At 67.4% G+C, this 20,261-nt stretch carries 22 protein-coding genes; 14 read left to right on the top strand and 8 right to left on the bottom strand.

Annotation, left to right across the window (positions count from 1 at the left end; translation table 11 throughout):
- Positions 1–10: 10 nt before the first annotated feature.
- Genes K6L26_RS10000 through K6L26_RS09990 form a run of 3 tightly spaced genes read right to left on the bottom strand, consistent with a single transcriptional unit; the run spans position 11 to position 3,495 of the window.
- Entirely contained in the window at positions 11–1,120 is a 1,110-nt protein-coding gene (locus K6L26_RS10000) for an adenylate/guanylate cyclase domain-containing protein (protein WP_019348678.1), read from the bottom strand.
- Positions 1,120–2,406 (bottom strand): helix-turn-helix domain-containing protein, encoded by a 1,287-nt coding sequence (locus K6L26_RS09995; RefSeq protein WP_221853064.1) that lies wholly within the window; start codon positions 2,404–2,406, stop codon positions 1,120–1,122. Before K6L26_RS09995 ends, K6L26_RS10000 begins: the two co-directional genes overlap by 1 nt.
- Positions 2,407–2,433: 27 nt before the next feature.
- On the bottom strand, positions 2,434–3,495 hold the full coding sequence (locus tag K6L26_RS09990; protein WP_076212668.1) for a 2,3-butanediol dehydrogenase: 1,062 nt from the start codon (positions 3,493–3,495) through the stop codon (positions 2,434–2,436).
- 94 nt (positions 3,496–3,589) lie between these two features.
- Between K6L26_RS09990 and K6L26_RS09985 the strand changes: the two genes are divergently transcribed.
- From K6L26_RS09985 to K6L26_RS09965, 5 genes are all read left to right on the top strand, one after another.
- On the top strand, positions 3,590–5,419 hold the full coding sequence (locus K6L26_RS09985; RefSeq protein WP_221853063.1) for a flavin-containing monooxygenase: 1,830 nt from the start codon (positions 3,590–3,592) through the stop codon (positions 5,417–5,419).
- Positions 5,420–5,577: 158 nt separating this feature from the next.
- Complete coding sequence (locus K6L26_RS09980) at positions 5,578–6,207, top strand: polysaccharide deacetylase family protein (RefSeq protein ID WP_245008742.1); 630 nt, start codon at positions 5,578–5,580, stop codon at positions 6,205–6,207.
- On the top strand, positions 6,204–6,692 hold the full coding sequence (locus K6L26_RS09975; RefSeq protein WP_064894726.1) for a DNA-deoxyinosine glycosylase: 489 nt from the start codon (positions 6,204–6,206) through the stop codon (positions 6,690–6,692). The genes K6L26_RS09980 and K6L26_RS09975 overlap by 4 nt, the downstream gene beginning before the upstream one ends.
- 68 nt (positions 6,693–6,760) lie before the next feature.
- Positions 6,761–8,248 carry an HNH endonuclease signature motif containing protein gene (locus K6L26_RS09970; RefSeq protein WP_221853061.1) on the top strand — a complete coding sequence of 496 codons (1,488 nt, stop codon included), beginning with the start codon at positions 6,761–6,763 and terminating at the stop codon, positions 8,246–8,248.
- A gap of 73 nt (positions 8,249–8,321) precedes the next feature.
- Complete coding sequence (locus tag K6L26_RS09965) at positions 8,322–8,615, top strand: CDGP domain-containing protein (protein WP_043369626.1); 294 nt, start codon at positions 8,322–8,324, stop codon at positions 8,613–8,615.
- On the opposite strand, the gene K6L26_RS09960 is transcribed toward K6L26_RS09965, so the two are convergent.
- The gene (locus tag K6L26_RS09960; RefSeq protein ID WP_221853060.1) at positions 8,600–9,436 is read right to left on the bottom strand and encodes an AraC family transcriptional regulator; all 837 of its coding nucleotides are present in this window, start codon (positions 9,434–9,436) and stop codon (positions 8,600–8,602) included. The two genes, K6L26_RS09965 and K6L26_RS09960, sit on opposite strands and share 16 nt — an antisense overlap.
- A gap of 26 nt (positions 9,437–9,462) precedes the next feature.
- Here K6L26_RS09960 and K6L26_RS09955 point away from each other — a divergent pair, with 26 nt between their 5' ends.
- The 3 genes from K6L26_RS09955 to K6L26_RS09945 are packed head-to-tail and all read left to right on the top strand — an operon-like array spanning position 9,463 to position 10,828.
- Positions 9,463–9,933, top strand: a complete 471-nt coding sequence (locus tag K6L26_RS09955) for a VOC family protein (protein ID WP_064897159.1) — start codon at positions 9,463–9,465, stop codon at positions 9,931–9,933.
- Between the two features lie 9 nt (positions 9,934–9,942).
- Entirely contained in the window at positions 9,943–10,380 is a 438-nt protein-coding gene (locus K6L26_RS09950) for an HIT family protein (protein WP_221853059.1), read from the top strand.
- A gap of 4 nt (positions 10,381–10,384) precedes the next feature.
- Complete coding sequence (locus K6L26_RS09945; protein ID WP_064897155.1) at positions 10,385–10,828, top strand: nitroreductase family deazaflavin-dependent oxidoreductase; 444 nt, start codon at positions 10,385–10,387, stop codon at positions 10,826–10,828.
- Here the strand turns inward: K6L26_RS09945 and K6L26_RS09940 are convergent.
- The gene (locus K6L26_RS09940) at positions 10,825–11,874 is read right to left on the bottom strand and encodes an LLM class flavin-dependent oxidoreductase (RefSeq protein WP_221853058.1); all 1,050 of its coding nucleotides are present in this window, start codon (positions 11,872–11,874) and stop codon (positions 10,825–10,827) included. The two genes, K6L26_RS09945 and K6L26_RS09940, sit on opposite strands and share 4 nt — an antisense overlap.
- A 13-nt stretch (positions 11,875–11,887) precedes the next feature.
- Complete coding sequence (locus K6L26_RS09935) at positions 11,888–12,733, bottom strand: uracil-DNA glycosylase (RefSeq protein ID WP_076211977.1); 846 nt, start codon at positions 12,731–12,733, stop codon at positions 11,888–11,890.
- A 69-nt stretch (positions 12,734–12,802) separates the two neighbouring features.
- Here K6L26_RS09935 and K6L26_RS09930 point away from each other — a divergent pair, with 69 nt between their 5' ends.
- Complete coding sequence (locus tag K6L26_RS09930; protein WP_019346852.1) at positions 12,803–14,029, top strand: multidrug efflux MFS transporter Tap; 1,227 nt, start codon at positions 12,803–12,805, stop codon at positions 14,027–14,029.
- Here the strand turns inward: K6L26_RS09930 and K6L26_RS09925 are convergent.
- Positions 14,019–14,669, bottom strand: coding sequence for a winged helix-turn-helix transcriptional regulator (locus K6L26_RS09925; RefSeq protein WP_221853057.1), 651 nt, complete (start codon positions 14,667–14,669; stop codon positions 14,019–14,021). The genes K6L26_RS09930 and K6L26_RS09925 overlap by 11 nt on opposite strands.
- Before the next feature lie 77 nt (positions 14,670–14,746).
- Between K6L26_RS09925 and K6L26_RS09920 the strand changes: the two genes are divergently transcribed.
- Positions 14,747–15,223: a DUF3237 domain-containing protein gene (locus K6L26_RS09920; RefSeq protein WP_064897149.1), complete on the top strand. Its 477-nt coding sequence runs from the start codon at positions 14,747–14,749 to the stop codon at positions 15,221–15,223.
- A 22-nt stretch (positions 15,224–15,245) separates the two neighbouring features.
- Positions 15,246–16,601, top strand: a complete 1,356-nt coding sequence (locus K6L26_RS09915; protein WP_221853056.1) for an FAD-binding oxidoreductase — start codon at positions 15,246–15,248, stop codon at positions 16,599–16,601.
- A gap of 7 nt (positions 16,602–16,608) precedes the next feature.
- Here the strand turns inward: K6L26_RS09915 and K6L26_RS09910 are convergent, their stop codons facing one another.
- On the bottom strand, positions 16,609–17,481 hold the full coding sequence (locus tag K6L26_RS09910; RefSeq protein ID WP_221853055.1) for a rhomboid family intramembrane serine protease: 873 nt from the start codon (positions 17,479–17,481) through the stop codon (positions 16,609–16,611).
- A gap of 65 nt (positions 17,482–17,546) precedes the next feature.
- Here K6L26_RS09910 and K6L26_RS09905 point away from each other — a divergent pair, with 65 nt between their 5' ends.
- The 3 genes from K6L26_RS09905 to K6L26_RS09895 are packed head-to-tail and all read left to right on the top strand — an operon-like array spanning position 17,547 to position 20,257.
- Positions 17,547–18,785: a cytochrome P450 gene (locus tag K6L26_RS09905; RefSeq protein ID WP_221853054.1), complete on the top strand. Its 1,239-nt coding sequence runs from the start codon at positions 17,547–17,549 to the stop codon at positions 18,783–18,785.
- The gene (locus K6L26_RS09900; protein ID WP_036395170.1) at positions 18,785–19,375 is read left to right on the top strand and encodes a TetR/AcrR family transcriptional regulator; all 591 of its coding nucleotides are present in this window, start codon (positions 18,785–18,787) and stop codon (positions 19,373–19,375) included. Before K6L26_RS09905 ends, K6L26_RS09900 begins: the two co-directional genes overlap by 1 nt.
- A gap of 45 nt (positions 19,376–19,420) precedes the next feature.
- Positions 19,421–20,257, top strand: coding sequence for a DUF5995 family protein (locus K6L26_RS09895; protein WP_019345081.1), 837 nt, complete (start codon positions 19,421–19,423; stop codon positions 20,255–20,257).
- Positions 20,258–20,261: the final 4 nt, after the last annotated feature.

Raw genomic sequence — 20,261 nt, 5'->3', positions numbered from 1 at the left:
CGATAAAGCTCTAGGCCGGCCGTGCGCGGAACAGCTTCACATCGCTGCGGACGCCCTTCAGGCGCCGGGCCCCGGCGAACGACCAACTGAAGCGGTCCGCACCCCGTTGGCCCTCGGCGATGGCGGTCCGGGTGCTTTCGGCGACCAGGACGGAACCGGGCCGCGCCGCCCCGGTGACGCGGCTGGCCAGGTTCACCGAGCTGCCGAACCAGTCACCGGCCCGGCTTACCGCAGGCCCGGTGGCCAACCCGACCCGCAGCCGCGGGAACTCCTCGTCGGTTTCGGTGGCGGCGACCAACTCACACGCCGCCTCGAGCAGCGCAGCCGGGTCCGCGCTGACCAGCATCACCGCATCGCCGATGGTCTTGATCAGCCGCACCGGGCCGACGGCCACCTCACGTGCCGCGTCGGCCAGGCGGTTCGCCAGCCGCTCAAGGTCTTCGGGCGGCACGACCTCGCCCAACCGGGTGAACCCGACGATGTCGGCGAATGCGATCGTGACCACTCGGGCACCTGGCAGCGGAACGCCCTCGGCGCGCTCGGACGCGTTGACCGCCTCGGTCTCCATCGCATGGCGCAGTTGCACGAACAGCATGTCCCGAATCATCGGTCCGATCAGCGGGGCCGCCTCGGCCACCAGTGCCTCGCTGGCCTTGGCGGTCTCCAATTCCGTTGCCCCAGGAGTCAATACCGCCGCCAGCGCCGCGTATCGCATCACCTCGGCGGCCCGCCCCAGCCCCTCGGAGAGCAGCCTGGTGATCAACACGATCTGGTCAGGCGCGATACCCAATTCGAGAAACCGGTCGGCGAAGCCCACTGCTTCGGCGTCAGCGCGCAGCAGCACCGCCGCGTCGGGGTCGTCGACGGTCGCCAGCCCCATCGCCCGTTGCAGCCGCTGCACCAGCGCCACGTCGAGGCCGGTCTCCTCGCTGATCTCGCGCGTCGAGACGTACCTTCCGTCGTCCCCAGCCACTCGACGCGAAGCCAGCAACATGGGGGTGACGGCCTGGCGGATCTGGTCGGCCGTGATGCCGCGCGACAGAAGCCAGTCGACCAGCTCTGCACGCTGTGCAGCGGCCTCGCCGTCGAGCCCGTCAAGGAGAGTGGGATCGGCCACCATCAGGTCAAGGTATACCCACGGGCCGCGTGGACGGCCGGAGCGGTCGATGCGGCCAACAATGCCGACATGTCCTGGGGATAACGGACGTCCACGATCACCGAGTCCCCGAAGCGGTACGGCTTGCCCGCCACCAGACCACCGAACTGCTTACGCAGCCGGGACATCTCGGCGCGCACCGTCACCACCCTGGACCGATCGCCGTAGAGATCCTCCGCCAGTTCGGGGGCGGTCCGGCCCTGCTGGTTGGTGGCCAGGACCAACAGAATCTCGGCGTGGCGGCTGGAAATGCCGCGCCGCCAGCTGCCGAACTGGCCGGCCATCTCCAGCGACGGTTCGCCATCCCGCAGATCGAGGACGACGCGCGAGGGCGCTGCGCTGGGCTCGGCGTCGTCGGCAACCCGGACCAGCCACCCGCCCGGCAGCGCCTCGACATCGCACATGCCCAACGGGGGAATCCACACCCGTCCGGGTAACCCGTTCTCGGGCAACAGGATCCGATTGTGCAACGGCAGGCAGTCGACCGCGGCGACCCAGCCTTCGGCGTCGACCGCCAGCGCGGGACTGCCCACTCTGGCCAAGATGGGCGCCGCCACCGCGCGCAACCGGTTCAAGGTTCTGTCATGTGCCTCGCGCAGTTGCGATTCGGCCAGCCGCGCGACCAGATCCACCAGCGCGACCGTCGTCGGATGCACCGTCGAGGCCGGGCCCGATACGTCCACGATGCCGATGACCTGACCGGTGCGCGGGTCCTTGATCGGCGCACCGGCACAGGTCCACGGATGGTGACTGCGCAGGAAATGTTCGGCCGAGAAGATCTGCACCGCACGATGGGAGGCCAGCGCGGTGCCGATCCCATTGGTGCCCACCGCGTTCTCACTCCACGTCGCGCCCTCGACGAAACCGAGTCGATCGGCGAGACCGAGCACCCGCGTCGAGCCCGAGCGCCACAGCACCCGGCCCCGGGCATCGGCCACTACCAGGATGTTGTCACCCTCTTCGATCACCGACTCCAGCCCGCGGGACACGTCCTCGAGCACCGCGATCAGCCCGGACTGTTGGCGCAGCAAGTCCAACCCCGTCGTCTCGACCTGTGGCGGGATGTGACGGTCCGGGTTTATCCCCTTGGCCCGCAGCCTGTTCCAGGAATCTTCGATCACCGCCCGAGGACGGGCCGGCGCACGGTCACCCGACATGGTGGCGTCATAGACCGCCGACAAGAGCATGGCGTACTGCCGCGGATCCTCACCAGGCGATACCGCGGGCTCAGGTACCGAAGAACCGGACATCACCGCCGATTGTGCTCCACATCACATCTAGACGCCAATCGGCACCCCCGTCGGATCGACCAGCACCTTCATCTTCTCGCCCGCGTGCAGGGCTTCGAATCCCTCGTCGATCACGTCGTCGAGCGCGATCGGGGTGACCCATCCCGTCGTGTCGTACCTACCCTGCGCCATGAGATCGATGACCGCCTCGAAATCCGCCGACGTGTAGCACAGCGAACCCTGGATCCTGGACTCGTTCATCACCAGATTGAGCAACGGTGTCGCCAACGGTTTCTCGTAGATCGCCACGCTGACGGTGGGCTTGCGGGCACCGACGCAGGCCGTGGCCGCCGCGATCGCCGGGGCCACGCCGGCGGCATCGAAGGCCGCGTCGGCGCCCCGTCCATCGGTGTGGTCGACGATGAACTCCGGCACGTCGGTGGTGGTCGGGTCCAAGGTCCTGGCACCGAGCGCCTCGATCGCAGTCCTGCGGGTGAGCGAAGGTTCCACCACGAAAACGTCGTCAAGCCCCTTGCCGCGCAACGCGAACCACAGACCGATGCCGATCGGCCCGGCCCCGAAGATCACGGCCGTGTGCAGCGGACCCACCTCACCGAGCGTGGCGGCGTGATAGGCCACCGCCATGGGCTCGACCAGTGCGCCGAGTTCCAGCGAGACGTTGTCGGGAAGCCGGTGCAGCATGTCCGTCGGCACCACGGTGTATTCGGCCATGCCACCGTCGGACATCAGGCCGTGGAAGCCGATCTGCCGGCAGATGTTGTAAGTGCCGGCCCGGCACGGCCCGCAGTGCCCGCACCGGTAGATCGGCTCGATCGCGACGCGCTCGCCGGGGGCATAGTCGGTGACGCCCGCACCGATCTCGGTGATGGTTCCGGAGAATTCGTGCCCCATGGTCAGCGGCAACTGCCGGCCGGTCAGAGGGTGCGGTCCGGTCGGCACGAAGATCGGACCGGCATAGTATTCATGCAGGTCAGTGCCGCAGATCCCGTTGAAGCCCACCTTGATCTTGACGGTGCCCGGGGCAGGGTCGGGTTCGGGGACATCGGCGACTTCGACTTTGTTCGGTCCGTAGTACACGGCTGCTTTCATAGGGACGTTCTAGGCCCTCGACCGGGTGCGCCGGAAGGGTTGCAACCCCGTGCAACCCTTGTTGCGGCGTTTGACACGGTGTGGGCTGGGCCACATGACGCAGACCACCGCCGCACCGCTGGCCACACTGTCACCACAAGAACGGGTGGATGCCTGGCTGGCCGATTTCGAATCCGCACTGGCCGACCGCGACATCGAGCGCGTCGCCGGAAAGTTCGCGACCGACAGCTTCTGGCGTGACCTGGTCGCCTTCACCTGGAACCTCAAGACCCTCGAAGGTCGGGACGGCATCGCCGACATGCTGACCGCACGGCTGCACGACACCGACCCGTCCGGCTTCCGGACCTCGGAAACCCCGACCGAGGAATTCGACGGAGACCACGTCGTCACCTCGGCGTTCATCGAATTCGAGACGGCGGTCGGCCGCGGCAAGGGACATCTGCGGCTGCGCGACGAACTGGGCTGGACCTTGCTGACCACCCTGCAGGAACTCAAGGGTCACGAAGAGCGCAAGGGCGCGACCCGGCCGCTGGGTGCGGTGCACGGCTCCGATCCGGACCGACGGTCGTGGGCCGAGAAGCGCCTCGACGAAGATCTGACACTGGGCTACACCGAGCAGCCCTACATCGTGGTGATCGGCGGTGGGCAGGGCGGTATCGCCCTGGGCGCCCGGCTCCGCCAGCTCGGTGTGCCCGCCATCGTCGTCGACCAACACGAACGCCCCGGCGATCAGTGGCGCAAGCGCTACAAGTCGCTGTGCCTGCACGATCCGGTGTGGTACGACCACCTGCCTTATCTGCCGTTCCCGGCCAACTGGCCCGTGTTCGCGCCGAAAGACAAGATCGGCGACTGGCTGGAGTTCTACACCCGGGTGATGGAAGTGCCGTACTGGAGTTCGACCACTTGCCTTTCGGCGGCCTACGACGAAGACGAACAGCGGTGGACAGTCGAGGTGAACCGCAACGGCGAGCCGGTGACGCTGCGCCCGGTACAGCTGGTGCTCGCGACGGGAATGTCGGGCAAGCCCAGCATCCCGACGCTGCCGGGCCAGGAACTGTTCCGCGGCGACCAGCACCACTCCAGCCACCACCCGGGGCCGGACAAGTACGTGGGTAAGCGAGTGGTAGTGATCGGCTCCAACAACTCCGCTCACGACATCTGTAAAGCGTTGTACGAGAACTACGTCGACGTCACCATGGTGCAGCGCTCGTCAACCCACGTCGTGAAATCGGATTCGCTCATGGAGCTGGGCTTTGGTGACCTGTACTCAGAGCGGGCCGTCGCGGCGGGAATGACCACCGAGAAGGCCGATCTCACCTTCGCATCGCTGCCGTACCGCATCATGGCCGACTTCCAGCGGCCTATCTACGACGCGATCCGGCAGCGCGACAAGGACTTCTATGCCCGATTGGAAGCCGCCGGATTCGATCTGGACTTCGGTGACGACGATTCCGGCCTGTTCATGAAGTATCTGCGGCGCGGCTCGGGCTACTACATCGACGTCGGCGCGTGCGAGTTGATCGCCGACGGCAGCATCAAGCTCGCGCACGGCGAGGTGGACCGGCTGACCGAGAACTCGGTAGTGCTGGCCGACGGCACCGAACTGCCCGCCGATGTGGTGGTGTACGCCACCGGTTTCGGCTCGATGAACGGCTGGGCGGCCGACCTGATCAGCCAGGAAGTCGCCGATCGGATCGGCAAGGTGTGGGGCCTCGGCTCTGGCACCACCAAGGATCCCGGGCCGTGGGAGGGCGAACAGCGCAACATGTGGAAGCCCACCCAGCAGCCCAACCTGTGGCTGCACGGCGGCAACCTGCACCAATCCCGGCATTATTCGCTGTATCTGGCGTTGCAGCTCAAGGCCCGCTACGAGGGCCTGGCGACGCCGGTGTACGGACTGCAGGAGGTCCATCACCTGAGCTGACGACCCACGACATGGCGCCCCGAACGTGAGTCCCCCACATGCCGTTCGGGGCGCCCGCGTGTGTGCGGCCTTGGTATACAGCAGTAGTGCGATGGGTGTGGCGTTTGGGAGTCCTGCTGATCGCGGCGGTGACCGCACTCGCCGCGGGCTATTGGGTGATGAACTCACGCAGCTTCACGCTCGCCGGTCACCTGGTGCACCGCGTAGAGACTTCCGCCAAGGTCGTCGCGCTCACCTTTGACGACGGTCCTACCGGGTACACCCCCGAGGTGCTACGGATGCTCGACGACGCCAAGGTTCGAGCGACCTTCTTCCTCACGGGCGCGGAATTGACGGCCGCGCCCCAGTACGGCGCCGCGATTGCCGCCGCCGGCCACGAGATCGGCAATCACAGCTACTCGCATCGGCGGATGGTGCTGATCTCACGGGACACCGTCGCCGACGAGATCGAACGGACCGATTCCGCGATCCGGGCCACCGGTTATCAGGGCGCGATAACGTTCCGCCCGCCCTACGGGAAGAAGTTCTGGGCCCTGCCGCGATACCTCGCCGCCCACGATCGGACAATGGTCACCTGGGACGTCGAACCCGATTCCGCCGCTGGCGCGAACGCCGACGCGATAGTCGCCGAGACGGTCTCGGGGGTACGGCCGGGGTCCATCATCCTGCTGCACGCGATGTACGACAGCCGCGACGCCTCGCGGGCGGCCGTCCCCCGCATCATCGACGAATTGCGCACGGCGGGTTATCGATTCGTCACCGTATCCGAACTGCTGGCCACTCCGTGACGGGCCTGCTGCACGGGCTGACGCCCATCATCGGCGACGAGCCCGAGGTGCTGATCCTGGGCAACATGCCCAGCGCCATGTCGCTGGCGTCAGGCCAGTACTACGGGAATCCGCGAAACGCGTTCTGGCGCATCACCGGCGCACTCTTCGGATTCAGTGCCGACGCGCCCTACCCGGAACGAGTGGCGCAGCTGTGCGCCCACCACGTCGCGGTGTGGGACGTACTGCGGTCGTGCCGCAGGGTGGGCAGCCTCGACTCCGCAGTAGAGCGCGACAGCATGGTGCCCAATGACTTTGACGCATTCTTCACCGCACACCCCACGCTGCGCCAGCTGGTTTTCAATGGGGCTGCCGCCGAGACCAACTATCGACGCCTGGTGGGCACTCCTCCGCTTCCCAGCGTGCGGGTGCCCTCGAGCAGCCCCGCGCAGACCATGCGCTACGAAGACAAGCTGGATGCCTGGCGGCGGGCGCTGAACGCTTAGCCACAGCCAGGCGATGCCCTGAGGCTTGACACTGTTGCGTGTCCCTGGGTGGTGGCATAATCGAACATGTGTTCGAAGGTGGGTGCGAGTCTGATGTTGCGTTGATCGACAAGATCAGCGCTGCCGCGCGGGCGGAGTCGGTGGCGATCGCTGCCCGGCTGGCCGCGATCGCGGCCTTGGACACGCTGCGCGAACAGGAACTGATCGACAGCATTCTGTGGCGCACCGATCCCTACGAAGAGGTGTGTGCCGAGGTGTCGGCAGCGATGCGGATCGCCCGCGGCCGGGCCGGCACCCAGGTTCACCACGCCCGAGTACTACGCGACAAACTGCCCCAGGTCGCAGCCCGGTTCGCCGTCGGCGACATCGACTACCGGGTGGTGCGGATGATCATCGCCCGCACCGGCATCGTCGACGAATCGGTGTGGGCCGCGCTGGATGCCGAGTTGGCCGGCCGGGCGCATCGGTGGATGCGGTTTTCTGAGCGGCAGCTACGCGACCGGATCGATCACTGGATCGCCCAACACGACCCCAACGGGGTGCGGGTGCCCCCGGATTTGGCCCAAGACCGGTTCGTGCAGGTCGATCCCGGCCGCCCCGGTACGGCCACGATCTGGGCGAACGTGGACGCCGAAGACGCTGTGGCATTGGATCAACGATTGGACGCCCTGGCCGACACCGTGTGTGAGCACGATCCACGCACCCGGGAACGGCGCCGCGCCGAGGCGATCGGGCCGCTCGCCAGGTTGGAAGCTCACCTGGTCTGCCGCTGTGGTCGCGAGGACTGCCCGGCCGCGCAGAAACGGGCGGCGGCCAATGCCGCTGTGGTGCATGTGCTGGCCCAACGCGCCACCGTCGACGGCACCTCCGACGCCCCGGGATATCTGCCCGGGTACGGGATCCTGCCCGCCGAATCAGTACGCAACCTGGCCGGTCGCGCCACGATCAAACCGGTGCGCGTACCTGCCCCGCCCAGCGACACCGGCGACCCGCCTGCCGCGCCCGCGCCCGAGCCCGCCGAGGCATCCGAGCCCGGGTATCGCCCATCGGTGGCGTTGTCGGAGTTCATCCGCTGGCGGGATCTGACCTGCCGATTCCCCGGCTGCGACGCCCCGGTGGCGCGCTGCGACATCGACCACACCGCACCCTGGCCGGTAGGTCCGACGCATCCGTCCAACACCAAGCTCTACTGCCGAGCACACCATTTGATCAAAACGTTCTGCCCCGGCTGGACCGACCGCCAATTCCCCGACGGCACCGTCGAAATCACCACACCCACCGGCCACACCTACCTCACCGAACCCCACGGTGCGGCAATGTTTCCCGACCTGGCCCACCCAACCGGGGACCTGGACCTCCCGGCGCCGCCGGCACCGAACACCGATCCCACCCGCGGCACCAAGATGCCCAAACGCACACAAACCCGCGAACAAGACCGCCAAGACCGCATCAACGAAGAACGACGCCTACGCGCCGAACTCAACAACGACCTCGAAACAGAACGCCAATACCAAGCCTGGCTCGCCGAACAATACGAACCACCCCCACCCTTCTGACTAAGGTACAAACGTGCCACCACCAAGTGACATGAGCGGTAGCGTCCTTGGGTAGCTGCGGATGGGAGAAGCCATGAAGCTCTTCATCATCGGAGGCCTGGCCACCGTACTCACGGTGGCCGGTCTGATCACCTCGGCCCCACCGGCCAGTGCCGGCTGCCTGTATGGCGGCAACGTCATCAGCAAGTGCGACGGACCCATCCAACCCGACGGCAGCTGGCAACGTTGCATCGGAACGTGGGGCTATGTGCCCAGCGGTTGGAGCTCCCACCTGGTGCCCGTCAAGCGCTGCGACCCGATGGGGCCCGGCCACGACTATCCGTTCGATTTCACCTTCGCCGATCCACCGACTCATATCGACGACTGATCGACACCATGCACCGCCGCGTACTCCCCCGGCGTACTGCCCAGCATGGACCGGAAGTCGTTGATGAAATGGGCTTGGTCATACCAGCCGAGTCGCACTGCGAGATCAGCGAAATCGATATCCGGCGCGCTCTCGATCTCCAACGCGGCCTGCTGTAAACGGTATCTGCACAGCACCCACTTGACCGTTACCCCCACATAGCGCCGGAACACCCGCTGCGTGGTTCGCGTGCTCCATGGCGAAAGCTCCATCACCTGCTCGACTCGGTGCAATGACGCGTCGTCACGCATCCGATCGACCAATGGCGTCAACGCCCGGTACGTCGGATCCACCTCGCCGGCCGTCGCACCGATCGCCGAATCCATCCCCAGCCGCACCGCTGTCACGTCCTCACCCAGAACAAGTGGGGTGCCGAGCAATTCGTCGTCCGCCTGTTCAACTCGTCCGGTCATCACCGCGGCGTCCCCGCCGAACCGGGCGGTGAAAGCACCGGGCCGGAATCGGGCCCCCACGACAGACCCGCGCCCGCTGATGGTGATGCGGAAGACCTTGGGCACCACCCCGTGTATCAGCGTGCTGGGTAACCGATGGCCATGGCGCACAACATCATCGCCCCACTCGCGGGTCAGGTGCATGGCCGGGAAGGTGATCACGGTGCTCTCGAACGGACCCGCCTCGTGCCGGTCCCAGGACACCGACCAGAAATGCTCGACGAACCTCGCCGCATCCTCCGACGGCGCCCAGCGGTGGAGGTCGAAAGCAGAGGCATTGCCCGCACGGCCGACCACGCCCCGCTCTGGCGCGTTTTTCCAAGCCGCCACACCCCCAGCCTACGAAACTGGTCGGTATGAGTGTCACACCGATTCCGCAGGGCTACACCAGCCTCACTCCGTTCATCTGCGTGGACGGCGCCGCCGAGGCGATCACGTTCTACCAGAACGTGTTCGGCGCCGAAGTCGTCGAGCGGATGGACGGACCCGACGGCACCGTCGCACATGCCGAACTGGACTTCGGCACCGGCCGGCTGCAACTCGGCGACCCCCAAGAGGCCTATCAGATCGCCGCCCCGGCGCCGGGCGCCGCCGCGACTCATTCGATCGGGTTCTACTGCCCCGACGTGGATGACGTGGTGGCCCGAGCCGAGGAGGCGGGTGCGACGATCCGCGAACCCGCACAGACCTTCGTCACGGGCGACCGGTTTGCCTCCGTCCTCGACCCCTTCGGCCAGCGCTGGACCGTGATGACGCGTGTCGAGGACTTGACGCCGGCCGAACGCGAACGCCGCGTCGCGGAATGGGCGGCCGGCGCCGGAGGCTAACGTGGCGGGATGTCTTGCGTGTTCTGCGCCATCGTCGCCGGGGAAGCCCCCGCCATCCGTATCTACGAGGACGACGACTACCTGGGCATTCTCGATATCAGGCCGTTCACCCGCGGGCACACCCTGGTGATCCCGAAACGACACAGCGTCGACCTGACCGACACCCCCGCAGAGACCGTCGCGGCGATGGCCCGGATCGGCCAGCGCATCGCGCGTGCAGCCCGACGATCAGGGCTGCACGCCGACGGCAACAACATCGTGATCAACGACGGCAAGGCCGCGTTCCAGAGCGTGTTCCACATCCACCTGCACGTGGTGCCGCGCCGGGCCGGCGACAAATTGTCGTTCGCCAAAGGCATGTTTCTGCGCCGCGACCCGGACCGCGAGGAATCTGGGCGCCTGCTACGTGCGGGGTTGGCGCAACTCGACGAATCCGCGCAGGATTGAGCGCATGAGCGATCTGTCCCGCATCGAGCAGGTGGGCTTGCGGTTGCTGCACGTTCACGACTTGATCTATCAGAAGTCCAACGGCCTGATCGGGCATCGGTTCCCCGGCATGCCGCCGAGCCTGCTCCTGCGCACCACGGGCGCCAAAACCGGCCAGCCCAGGATCAATACGCTGAGCTATGCCAGGGACGGCAAGGATTACCTGGTGGTCGCGTCGATGGGCGGTGCACCGCGCTCACCCGGCTGGTATCACAACCTCAAGGCCCATCCCCGTATCGAGATCAACGTCGGTACCAAGCGACTCGCCGTCACCGCCAGGCCCGTCCTACCCGACGACCCTGACTATCAGCGGTTGTGGAAGATCGTCAACGACAACAACTCTCACCGCTACGAGGCGTACCAGAAAAAGACCACCCGGCCGATCCCGATCGTGGTGCTCACGCCCTAGAACAACTCCTTGGCGAGCAGTTCCAGCGTCGTGTCGCGCGCCGTCGCGGTGGCCGGATCGGCGCCGCGACGGGCCGAGCCCACCGGGTTGACCATGACCTCGTCGACGTCGAATTCTGCAGCCAATGCCCGGACCTGCTCGGCCGCTTCGGTGGGCGAACCGACCACTGCGCGCCGAAGCCCGGCCGCCACGATGGCCTGAGCTTGCGGGCTGAGCGTCGTCGCCTCGGCATCCTCGACGAGATCCAGCGCCCCGAGCGGCTGGCCCGTGCGCAGCCGGCCCATCATCTGCAGCTGCGGCAGCAGCAGCGCCTCGGCCTCCTCGGTGGTCTCGGCCACCGAGGCGTTGACGGTCAGGAAGGTCACCGGCTCGGCCGCCAGATTGCTGGGCTGGAACTCGTCGCGGTAGACGGCCAGCGCCTCAGCGGTGCCCTGCCCGGAGAAGTGGTGAGCGAACACGTAGGGCAAACCCTTCGCCGCAGCCAGATGCGCCGAGTACATCGACGAGCCCAGCAGCCACATCCGCGGCTCGGTAACCGCCGCCGGCGTCGCCTTCAGCACATAGTTCTCGCGCATCAGATCCCGCGGCAGCGGCACCCGGACCCCGCGTGCACTCATCAGGGCGACCACGTCGTCCAGGTACTGCGGGAACGCCTCGATATCACGGTCGTCGCGGCCGGCGGCGCCGCGCAGCGCCAACGAGGTGACCGGGTCCGAGCCCGGGGCGCGGCCGATGCCGAGATCAATGCGGCCGGGGTGGGCGGCTTCGAGCAGCGCGAACTGCTCCGCCACCGCCAGCGGGGCGTGGTTGGGCAGCATCACCCCGCCCGAACCCAGCCGCAGCTGGGTGGTGTGTGCGGCCAGATGCGCAATCAGGACCGGCGGGCTGGTGGCCGCGACCGCGGGCATGTTGTGATGCTCGGCCAGCCAGTAACGGGTGTATCCCAGCCGGTCAGCGGTCTGTGCGAGGTGAGTCGTTGCCGTCAGGGCATCGGCGGTGGTCTGGTCGGTACGCACCGGGACGAGGTCGAGGACAGAAAGCCGCATGACAGCGTCAACGTCATGAGCGGTCCGGTTCGTTCCCGCCCGCCTCTGTCACCATCCGCTTCGCGGCGATGAAGATGTCGTCGAGCATGGCCGGGGTGAGCCGGCCCGTGAAGGTGTTCTGCTGGCTGGGATGAAAGCAGCCGAGCAATGTGACCGGACCGAATGCCGAGCGCAGCTGCGCCGTGGCGCCGTGGCCGAACTTCGGCGCGGGTCGGGGTGCCCCGATCAGCTCCAGCGCCGCCCGCCACGCGAACCCGCCCAACGCGATGACCACCCGTACCGACGGCCCGACCAAGCGCCATTCCGCCTGCAGCCACGGCGCACAGGTGGCCCGCTCGGCCGGGGTGGGCGCGTTCGCCGGCGGAGCGCAGCGCACCGCTGCCGCCATGCGGGTGTCGATCAGCCGCAGGCCGTCGGCCGCATCGACACTTTCGGCTTGGTTGGCCAGACCCACCCTATGCAGTGCCGCGAACAGGAAATCCCCCGACCGGTCGCCGGTGAACACCCGGCCGGTGCGGTTGGCCCCTTGGGCGGCCGGGGCCAGCCCGACGATGAAGATGCCAGGGTTCTCCGGGCCGAGGCCGGTGGCCGGTCGACCCCAATATGGTTGATCGGCAAACGATTTCCGCTTGGCCACGGCAACCTCCTCACGCCACTCGACCAACCGGGGGCAGGCCCGGCACACCGAGATAGGCGCGTCGAGTTCGGCCAGCGAACCCGCTCGGGATGCCAGTCGCCGGACCTGCGCGGCCGTCTTGGCCACCGGGGTCGACGCATCCGCGGGATCGCCGGGCCAGCCCGAGCCGGGCGGCACCGGCGACGGGAAGAGGCTGCCCGTCGCAGGGTGAGGCAATAGCACCACCTCACTGTGCCGGAAATTCGATCGCGACGGGTGCGGGCGCGCTGTTAGATTCGGCCGCGATACCCCATGACCAACACCAAACGCGGCCCACTGCTGCTGATCCTGTTCGCCGCGTTGGCGGCGGGCGCGGGCAACGGAATCACCATCGTCGCGTTCCCGTGGCTGGTGTTGCAGCGCAACGGATCCGCGCTAGACGCGTCGATCGTGGCGATGGCCGGAACGCTGCCGCTGCTGGTCGCCACCCTGATCGCCGGGGCCGCCGTCGACTATCTGGGGCGGCGGCGGGTATCGATGATCTCCGACCTGCTCTCGGCGCTGTCGGTCGTCGCGGTCCCCGTACTGGCCCTGTTATTCGGGGTCGACGCGGTCAATGTCGCGGTGCTGGCGGTACTGGCCGCGCTCGGTGCATTCTTCGACCCGGCCGGGATGACCGCGCGGGAAACCATGTTGCCCGAGGCCGCCTCCCGGGCCGGCTGGACGCTGGACCACGCGAACAGCGTGTACGAGGCGGTGTTCAACCTGGCCTACATCGTCGGGCCCGGCATCGGTGGTCTGTTGATCGCCACGGTCGGCGGCATCAACACCATGTGGGTGACCGCCGGGGCGTTCTGCTGCTCCATCCTGGCCATCTCGGTGCTAAGGCTGGAGGGCGCGGGCGCCCCGGACCGCTCGATGCTGACCGAGGGCGTGCTGGCGGGCATCGTCGAAGGGCTGCGATTCGTGTGGCGCACTCCGGTGTTACGCACGTTGGCGATCGTCGACCTGGTGGCCACCGGCCTCTACATGCCGATGGAATCCGTTCTTTTCCCGAAATACTTCACCGACCGCGACGAGCCCACCGAACTGGGCTGGGTGTTGATGGCGCTGAGCATCGGCGGCCTGTTGGGTGCGCTGGGGTATGCGGTGCTGAGCAGGTACCTCAGCCGCCGGGCCACCATGCTGACCGCGGTGATCACGCTCGGGGTGGCGATGACGATCATCGCGTTCCTGCCGCCGCTTCCGTTGATCCTGGTGCTGTGCGCGCTCGTCGGGTTCGTCTACGGCCCGATCGCGCCGATCTACAACTACGTCATGCAGACCACCGCGCCGCCACACTTGCGCGGTCGCGTGGTCGGCGTGATGGGTTCATTGGCGTATGCCGCCGGACCGCTCGGGCTGATCGTGGCCGGACCACTGGCCGACGCGGCAGGGCTGCACGCGACGTTCCTGGCCCTGTCCTTGCCGATGCTGGCACTCGGCATCGTCGCGGTGTTCCTGTCGGCTCTGCGTGCGTTGGACCGGCCTAACCCCTGATGCGCGGCGGGGCAAAGACTTTCGCCAACTGCCGGACCGCCGCAGGATCGCCGTCGATCACCAGCCTGCCATCGGCCACCAGAGCGGGGACCTGCGCCGGGTCCATCGCCGCGCCCAACACCTCTGCCTCGCCCGTGAGTGTCACATCGACCACGGTCGCGTCCTCGCACGCCTCGATGCGCTCCGGCCCGATGTCGACGGTCGCCTGCCCCTCTGGGGTCACCAGACGCACCGTGACCGGTGGTCCGTCACGGTCCGCACTGGCGAACGCACGCACCGCGCGAATCAGCCACTCTGGCCGCACCGCGGCCCCCGGCTCGCGGGTCTCGAGCAGGTGCCGCCCCCACCGGATGTAGGCGTTGATCACGTCCTCCAGTGCCCGGCCGTCGTCGGTGAGCTCATAGACCGTCGTCGACGCGGGCTTGGGCAGTTTCAGCTTGTGAACGAGTCCGTGCGCCTCCAGGTCACGCAGCCGCCCGGCCAGCATGTCGGTGGCGATCGGGGCCAACGAGTCCAGAAGGTCTCCGTAGCGCTTGGGGCCTTCGAGCAGATCCCGCACCACCAGCAGGGTCCATCGATCCCCGACCAGGTCCAGGCTTTTCGCCAGAGCGCAGTGCTGTCCGTAGGAGCGTGCCGCCATACCTGCCAGAATAGCTGCGATTGGAATTTCCAACTTAATGCTTGTTTTTTCCAAGTCGCTGGGCCTACCGTGAGGTCATGACACCTCTCGTCGATATCGACGCCACCCCGGTCTTCGACCACCTGCTCGACATCCGCATCGCCTTCGAGTCGGTAGAGGTTTTCTCCACTCCCTTGGGTACTCGCATGACCTATGTCGTCAAGCAAGGCCGGTGCGTCGGACCCCGTATCGCGGCCGACGTGCTGCCCGGCGGAGGTGATTGGGTTCTGCTCGGCACCGACGGGGTGGCACGCCTGGATGTGCGCGCCACCCTGCGCACCGACGACGGGGCTGTCATCTACCTGACCAACACCGGCCGCGTTCAGATGGACCGGGCATCCGCCGATCGGTTCACCGCCGGAGAACTCATCCGCCACGACGAGATGACAGCGCGGTCCAGTCCGCTCTTCGAAACCGGCGACGACCGCTACCGCTGGCTGAACGCAATCCACACCGTTGCCATCAACCAGGTATCGCTGCGCGAAGTGCACTACCGGGTGTTCGCCGTCGTCTGACCCCCGCTCGTAGGATCGCGGTGTGCTGTCAGAGCTGATCGCGGAGCTGCCCGAAGGTGTCGTCGTCACCGACCCCGACATCCTGGCGTCCTATCGTCAGGATCGGGCTGCCGATCCGGCGGCGGGGACGCCGCTGGCGGTGGTCCGGCCCACCCGCACCGAGGAGGTGCAGACCGTGCTCCGCTGGGCCAGCCAACACCAGGTGGCCGTGGTGCCTCGTGGCGCGGGCACCGGGTTGTCCGGCGGGGCGACAGCGCTCGACGGCGGAATTGTGTTGTCCACCGAGAAGATGCGCGACATCACCGTCGACCCGGTCACCCGCACCGCCGTCGTACAGCCCGGGCTGCTCAATGCCGAGGTGAAGAAAGCGGTTGCCGCGCATGGGCTCTGGTATCCACCGGACCCGTCGTCTTTCGAGATCTGCAGCATCGGGGGCAATGTCGCCACCAACGCGGGCGGGCTGTGTTGCGTCAAGTACGGCGTCACCACCGACTACATCCTGGGCCTGCAGGTGGTGCTGGCCGACGGCACCGCGGTGCGCCTGGGCGGCCCGCGCCTCAAAGACGTTGCGGGCCTGAGCCTGACCAAGCTGTTCGTCGGGAGCGAGGGCACGTTGGGCGTGGTCACCGAGGCGACGCTGCGCCTGCTTCCTCCTCAGCACTCCCCCTGCACCGTGGTGGCCACATTCGATTCCGTGGCAGCCGCATCGAACTCGGTCGTGAAGATCACCGGCAAGATCCGGCCGTCGATGCTGGAATTCATGGACGCCGTGGCGATCAACGCCGTCGAGGACAAGCTCAAGATGGGTCTGGACCGCAACGCCGCGGCGATGATGGTGGCCGCGTCTGACGATCGCGGTGCCGCGGGCGCCGACGACGCCGAATTCATGGCTCGGGTGTTCACCGAATGCGGTGCCACCGAGGTGTTTTCCACGTCCGACCCCGATGAGGGCGAAGCCTTCGTGGCGGCTCGCCGGTTCGCCATCCCCGCCGTCGAGGCCAAGGGATCACTGCTGCTGGAGGATGTCGGGGTGCCATTGCCCGCCCTGGCCGAACTGGTCAGCGGGGTGGCGGCGATCGCGGCCGACCGAGACCTGCTGATCTCGGTGATCGCCCATGCCGGTGACGGCAACACCCACCCGCTGATCGTCTTCGATCCGGCCGACGCCGACATGGCCGCGCGGGCCCACCTGGCCTTCGGCGAAATCATGGATCTCGCTGTGGGACTGGGCGGCACCATCACCGGCGAGCACGGCGTGGGCCGGCTCAAGCAACCGTGGCTGGCCGGCCAGATCGGCCCGGACGCAGTGGAACTCAATCACCGGATCAAGCGGGCGCTGGACCCGCAGAACATCCTCAACCCCGGCGCGGCGATCTAGCCGCGGCTCACGCCATGCCCATCGCCGCCAGCACGCTGTTGGTGCGCAACAGGATCAGGCCCACGAACAGCACCAGCGCGGCCACCGAGACCCCGGCCTGAATCGCATTTCGGCGGGCGCTCGGGGCATACACGAAGGCCGCCGCAATCGCCGCACCGGTCACCAGGCCGCCGATGTGACCCTGCCAGCTGATCGCTCCGGTTCCCAGCGCCGGCCCGGCGAACGTGAACACCAGGTTGATCACCACCACCGCGCCGATCATGCGGACGTCCAGATTGAGCTTGCGGGCGACCACGAAGATCGCGCCGAACAACCCGAATATCGCGCCCGACGCGCCGGCAGTCGGGGTGTCCAGCGGCGTGAGCAGATACACCAGCACCGAGCCACCCAGCCCGCTCAGCGCGTACAACGTCCCGAATCGCAGCCGGCCCAGCCACTGTTCCAGCGGCGGGCCCACCACGTAGAGCGCCCACATGTTGAACAGCAGGTGCATCAGGCCGTAGTGGAGGAACGCCGAGGTGACCAAGCGGTAGTACTGGTCGCCCAGGGCGATCGCGCGGGGCCACAGCGTCAGATCGGTGGTCAGCTGCTGGTGCGAGGCCATCTGCAGCACGAACATCAGCACGTTCACCGCGATGAGCGCATAGGTCAGGATCGGCGCGCCCGTGCGGGCCACGCCGCCGAACTGGGTCCGCGCCGCCGGCACCGTCCTGGCGCCTTGGTTCACACAGTCCACGCACTGGTGGCCGACAGCCGCCGAGCGCATGCACTCCGGGCAGACCGGACGCTGGCACCGCGTGCAACGCACATACGTGGGGCGGTCCGGATGCCGGTAACACATCGGCGTCTGGACAGGCTGCGGCGCGTCAGGGGTGCTCATCACGCCCGAGCCTAATGGCAAACCCGCTATTGACACGTTCGCGAGAAGTGTCGTACGAATAAGACATGGCAGCGATTTTGTCTCACAGCCCCGCCAGGTTCGTCCCCGCCGACGCCGACACCTGGCCCAACCCGTGGCCCATGTACGCCGCATTGCGCGACCACGACCCGGTCCATCACGTGGTGCCCGAGGAATCGCCCGAGCACGACTACTACGTGCTGTCCCGACACGCTGACATCTGGGCCGCGGCCCGGGACCACGGCACGTTCTCCTCAGCGCAGGGCTTGACCATCACGTACGGCGAGCTGGACATGATCGGGCTGGCCGACAATCCGCCGTTCGTCATGCAAGACCCGCCGGTACACACCGAGTTCCGCAAGCTGGTCTCCCGCGGCTTCACCCCACGCCAGGTGGAAGCCGTCGAGCCGAAGGTGCGGGAGTTCGTCGTCGAGCGCCTCGAGGGGTTGCGCTCGAACGGCGGCGGTGACATTGCGGCCGAGCTGTTCAAGCCGCTGCCGTCGATGGTCGTCGCGCACTACCTCGGGGTGCCCGAGGAGGACAGGGACCAGTTCGACGGGTGGACCGACGCGATCGTCGCCGCCAACAGCTCGGCCGGCGGCATCACCGCGGCCATGGGTACCGCAGGTGCTGCCGTCGCCTCGATGATGGGCTACTTCTCGGAGCTCATCGAGCGCCGCCGCCGCGAACCCGGCGATGACACCATCTCGCACCTGGTGGCGGCCGGAGTGGGGGCCGACGGGGACATCGCCGGCGTGCTGTCGATCCTCGCCTTCACCTTCACCATGGTCACCGGCGGCAACGACACGACCACCGGAATGCTCGGCGGCGCAGTACAACTCCTGCAGCAGCGGCCCGATCAGCGCAAGCTCCTGGTGGACGACCCCGAGCTGATCCTGGAGTCGATCGACGAGTTCCTGCGCCTGACGTCGCCGGTGCAGGGCCTGGCCCGCACCACGACCCGTGACGTCACCATCGGAGACACCACCATCCCGGCCGGGCGCAAGACACTGCTGCTGTACGGGTCGGGCAACCGGGACGAACGTGAATTCGGCGACAACGCAGCCGAACTCGATGTCCGGAGATCCCCGCGCAACATCCTCACGTTCAGCCACGGCGCGCATTTCTGCCTAGGCGCCGCGGCCGCCCGGATGCAGTCCCGGGTGGCGCTGACCGAATTGCTCTCGCGCTACCCCGATTTCGAGGTTGACTTGGACTCGGTGGTGTGGGCCGGCGGCAGCTATGTGCGGCGGCCGCTGTCGGTGCCGTTCCGATCGGGGACCTGATGCCCCGCGACTGGTTGTCGTCCCGGCGGTCCGAGGTGGCCGCCGACCACATCCTCGACGCCGCCGACGCCCTCTTCACCCAACAGGACGCGGCGACCGTCGGGATGCACGAGATCGCCGCTGCCGCCGGGTGTTCGCGTGCCACGCTGTACCGGTACTTCGAGAATCGCGATGCGCTCTACACCGCCTACGTGCACCGTGAGGCGCGCCGACTGTACGAAGAGGTCAGCGAACAGGTCGTCGCCGTCACCGATCCGGCGCAACGGCTGATCGAAGGTGTGATCACCGCGCTGAATGCGGTGCGCGACAGCCCGGCACTGGCCTCGTGGTTCGCCACCGCACAGCGCCCGATCGGCGGCGAGATGGCCGAGCACTCCGAGGTGATCCGGGCGCTCGTGGAGGGGTTCGTCCGGTCACTGGCAGGTGAATCGAGGCAAGCCGACGAGGAGGTGGGCCGCCGGGCCCGGTGGTTGGTGCGGGTCATGGTGTCGCTACTGGTCTTCCCCGGCGTCGACGAGGCGGACGAGCGCACCATGTTGGCCGAGTTCGTCGCCCCACTCGTCGTCCCGGGACAACTACCCGTCGAGTAGGCGATTGCCGGGCGGAACAGGCTGAGCTGGCCCATACTTTCGACTATGGCCAGCCATCCGACGCCCCTGCCACCGCTACCGGCGGTCGCCGGCATCGCCGAGGTGGTATCGGTCATCGACACCATCACCGATTGGGCCGCGGAAAACGCCAGTCGGCTCGGCTATTTCGCTGCCCTGTACAAGCGGATCACCATCGCGGTCGGCACCGCGGTCACCGAAGGCGCATTCGAAGACGGCCCGCGGATGGACCGCCTCGACGCTGCGTTCGCGTCCCGCTACTTCGATGCGCTCAACGGATACTTCCATCCAGACCGGTACCCGAAACCCACCCGGTCGTGGCGGGCCACCTTCGAGTGGGCCGGCAAACCCGGACCAATCCTGGTGCAACACATGCTCGCCGGAATAACCGCCCATATCGTGCTGGACCTCGGCATCGCGGTGCAGGGCCTGGCCGGCGCCGGCCGGCTCCCGTCGCTGCACAAGGATTTCAACACCATCAACGCGGTGCTGGCCGGCCAGATCGGCGGGGTGGTCGACGACATCAACGAACTCTCACCGGCGCTGGCCGACATCTATGCCGTTCTCCGGCAGCATCAGATCTTCGTCCTCAACGAGGCCATCCGCTCCCTACGCGACAGCGCCTGGCGGTTCGCGACGGTACTGGCGCTGGAACCCGGATTCGCTCGGCCGGCCACAATCTGGGCGCGAGACCTACAGGTGAGCCGCCAGGCGCAGGCCGTGTTCGACCCACCGAGCCTGGTCGGCGCATTCGACCTGGCGATCGGACAGATCGCCGCGCGTGAGAGCCGGGATGTCGCCTACAACGTTCGCGTACTCGACGAGATCGCCTCGACACCGGCGCCGATCCAGACCGCGCTGTAGACCG

It is taken from the genome of Mycobacterium farcinogenes, from assembly GCF_019739075.1.
Taxonomy (GTDB): Bacteria; Actinomycetota; Actinomycetes; order Mycobacteriales; family Mycobacteriaceae; genus Mycobacterium; species Mycobacterium senegalense.
Note: the sequence above shows the minus strand (reverse complement) of the source record. Positions and strands in the feature narration are given on the sequence as shown.

Bases quoted from the DNA above. Each gene is read 5' to 3' on its own strand.
- K6L26_RS09895 (WP_019345081.1), top strand. From the start codon at position 19,421: ATGGCCAGCCATCCGACGCCCCTGCCACCGCTACCGGCGGTCGCCGGC.
- K6L26_RS10000 (WP_019348678.1), bottom strand. From the start codon at position 1,120: ATGGTGGCCGATCCCACTCTCCTTGACGGGCTCGACGGCGAGGCCGCT.
- K6L26_RS09950 (WP_221853059.1), top strand. From the start codon at position 9,943: ATGTCTTGCGTGTTCTGCGCCATCGTCGCCGGGGAAGCCCCCGCCATC.
- K6L26_RS09900 (WP_036395170.1), top strand. From the start codon at position 18,785: ATGCCCCGCGACTGGTTGTCGTCCCGGCGGTCCGAGGTGGCCGCCGAC.
- K6L26_RS09955 (WP_064897159.1), top strand. From the start codon at position 9,463: ATGAGTGTCACACCGATTCCGCAGGGCTACACCAGCCTCACTCCGTTC.
- K6L26_RS09930 (WP_019346852.1), top strand. From the start codon at position 12,803: ATGACCAACACCAAACGCGGCCCACTGCTGCTGATCCTGTTCGCCGCG.
- K6L26_RS09945 (WP_064897155.1), top strand. From the start codon at position 10,385: ATGAGCGATCTGTCCCGCATCGAGCAGGTGGGCTTGCGGTTGCTGCAC.
- K6L26_RS09905 (WP_221853054.1), top strand. From the start codon at position 17,547: ATGGCAGCGATTTTGTCTCACAGCCCCGCCAGGTTCGTCCCCGCCGAC.
- K6L26_RS09940 (WP_221853058.1), bottom strand. From the start codon at position 11,874: ATGCGGCTTTCTGTCCTCGACCTCGTCCCGGTGCGTACCGACCAGACC.
- K6L26_RS09920 (WP_064897149.1), top strand. From the start codon at position 14,747: ATGACACCTCTCGTCGATATCGACGCCACCCCGGTCTTCGACCACCTG.
- K6L26_RS09995 (WP_221853064.1), bottom strand. From the start codon at position 2,406: ATGTCCGGTTCTTCGGTACCTGAGCCCGCGGTATCGCCTGGTGAGGAT.
- K6L26_RS09925 (WP_221853057.1), bottom strand. From the start codon at position 14,669: ATGGCGGCACGCTCCTACGGACAGCACTGCGCTCTGGCGAAAAGCCTG.
- K6L26_RS09990 (WP_076212668.1), bottom strand. From the start codon at position 3,495: ATGAAAGCAGCCGTGTACTACGGACCGAACAAAGTCGAAGTCGCCGAT.
- K6L26_RS09985 (WP_221853063.1), top strand. From the start codon at position 3,590: ATGACGCAGACCACCGCCGCACCGCTGGCCACACTGTCACCACAAGAA.
- K6L26_RS09965 (WP_043369626.1), top strand. From the start codon at position 8,322: ATGAAGCTCTTCATCATCGGAGGCCTGGCCACCGTACTCACGGTGGCC.
- K6L26_RS09910 (WP_221853055.1), bottom strand. From the start codon at position 17,481: ATGAGCACCCCTGACGCGCCGCAGCCTGTCCAGACGCCGATGTGTTAC.
- K6L26_RS09980 (WP_245008742.1), top strand. From the start codon at position 5,578: ATGAACTCACGCAGCTTCACGCTCGCCGGTCACCTGGTGCACCGCGTA.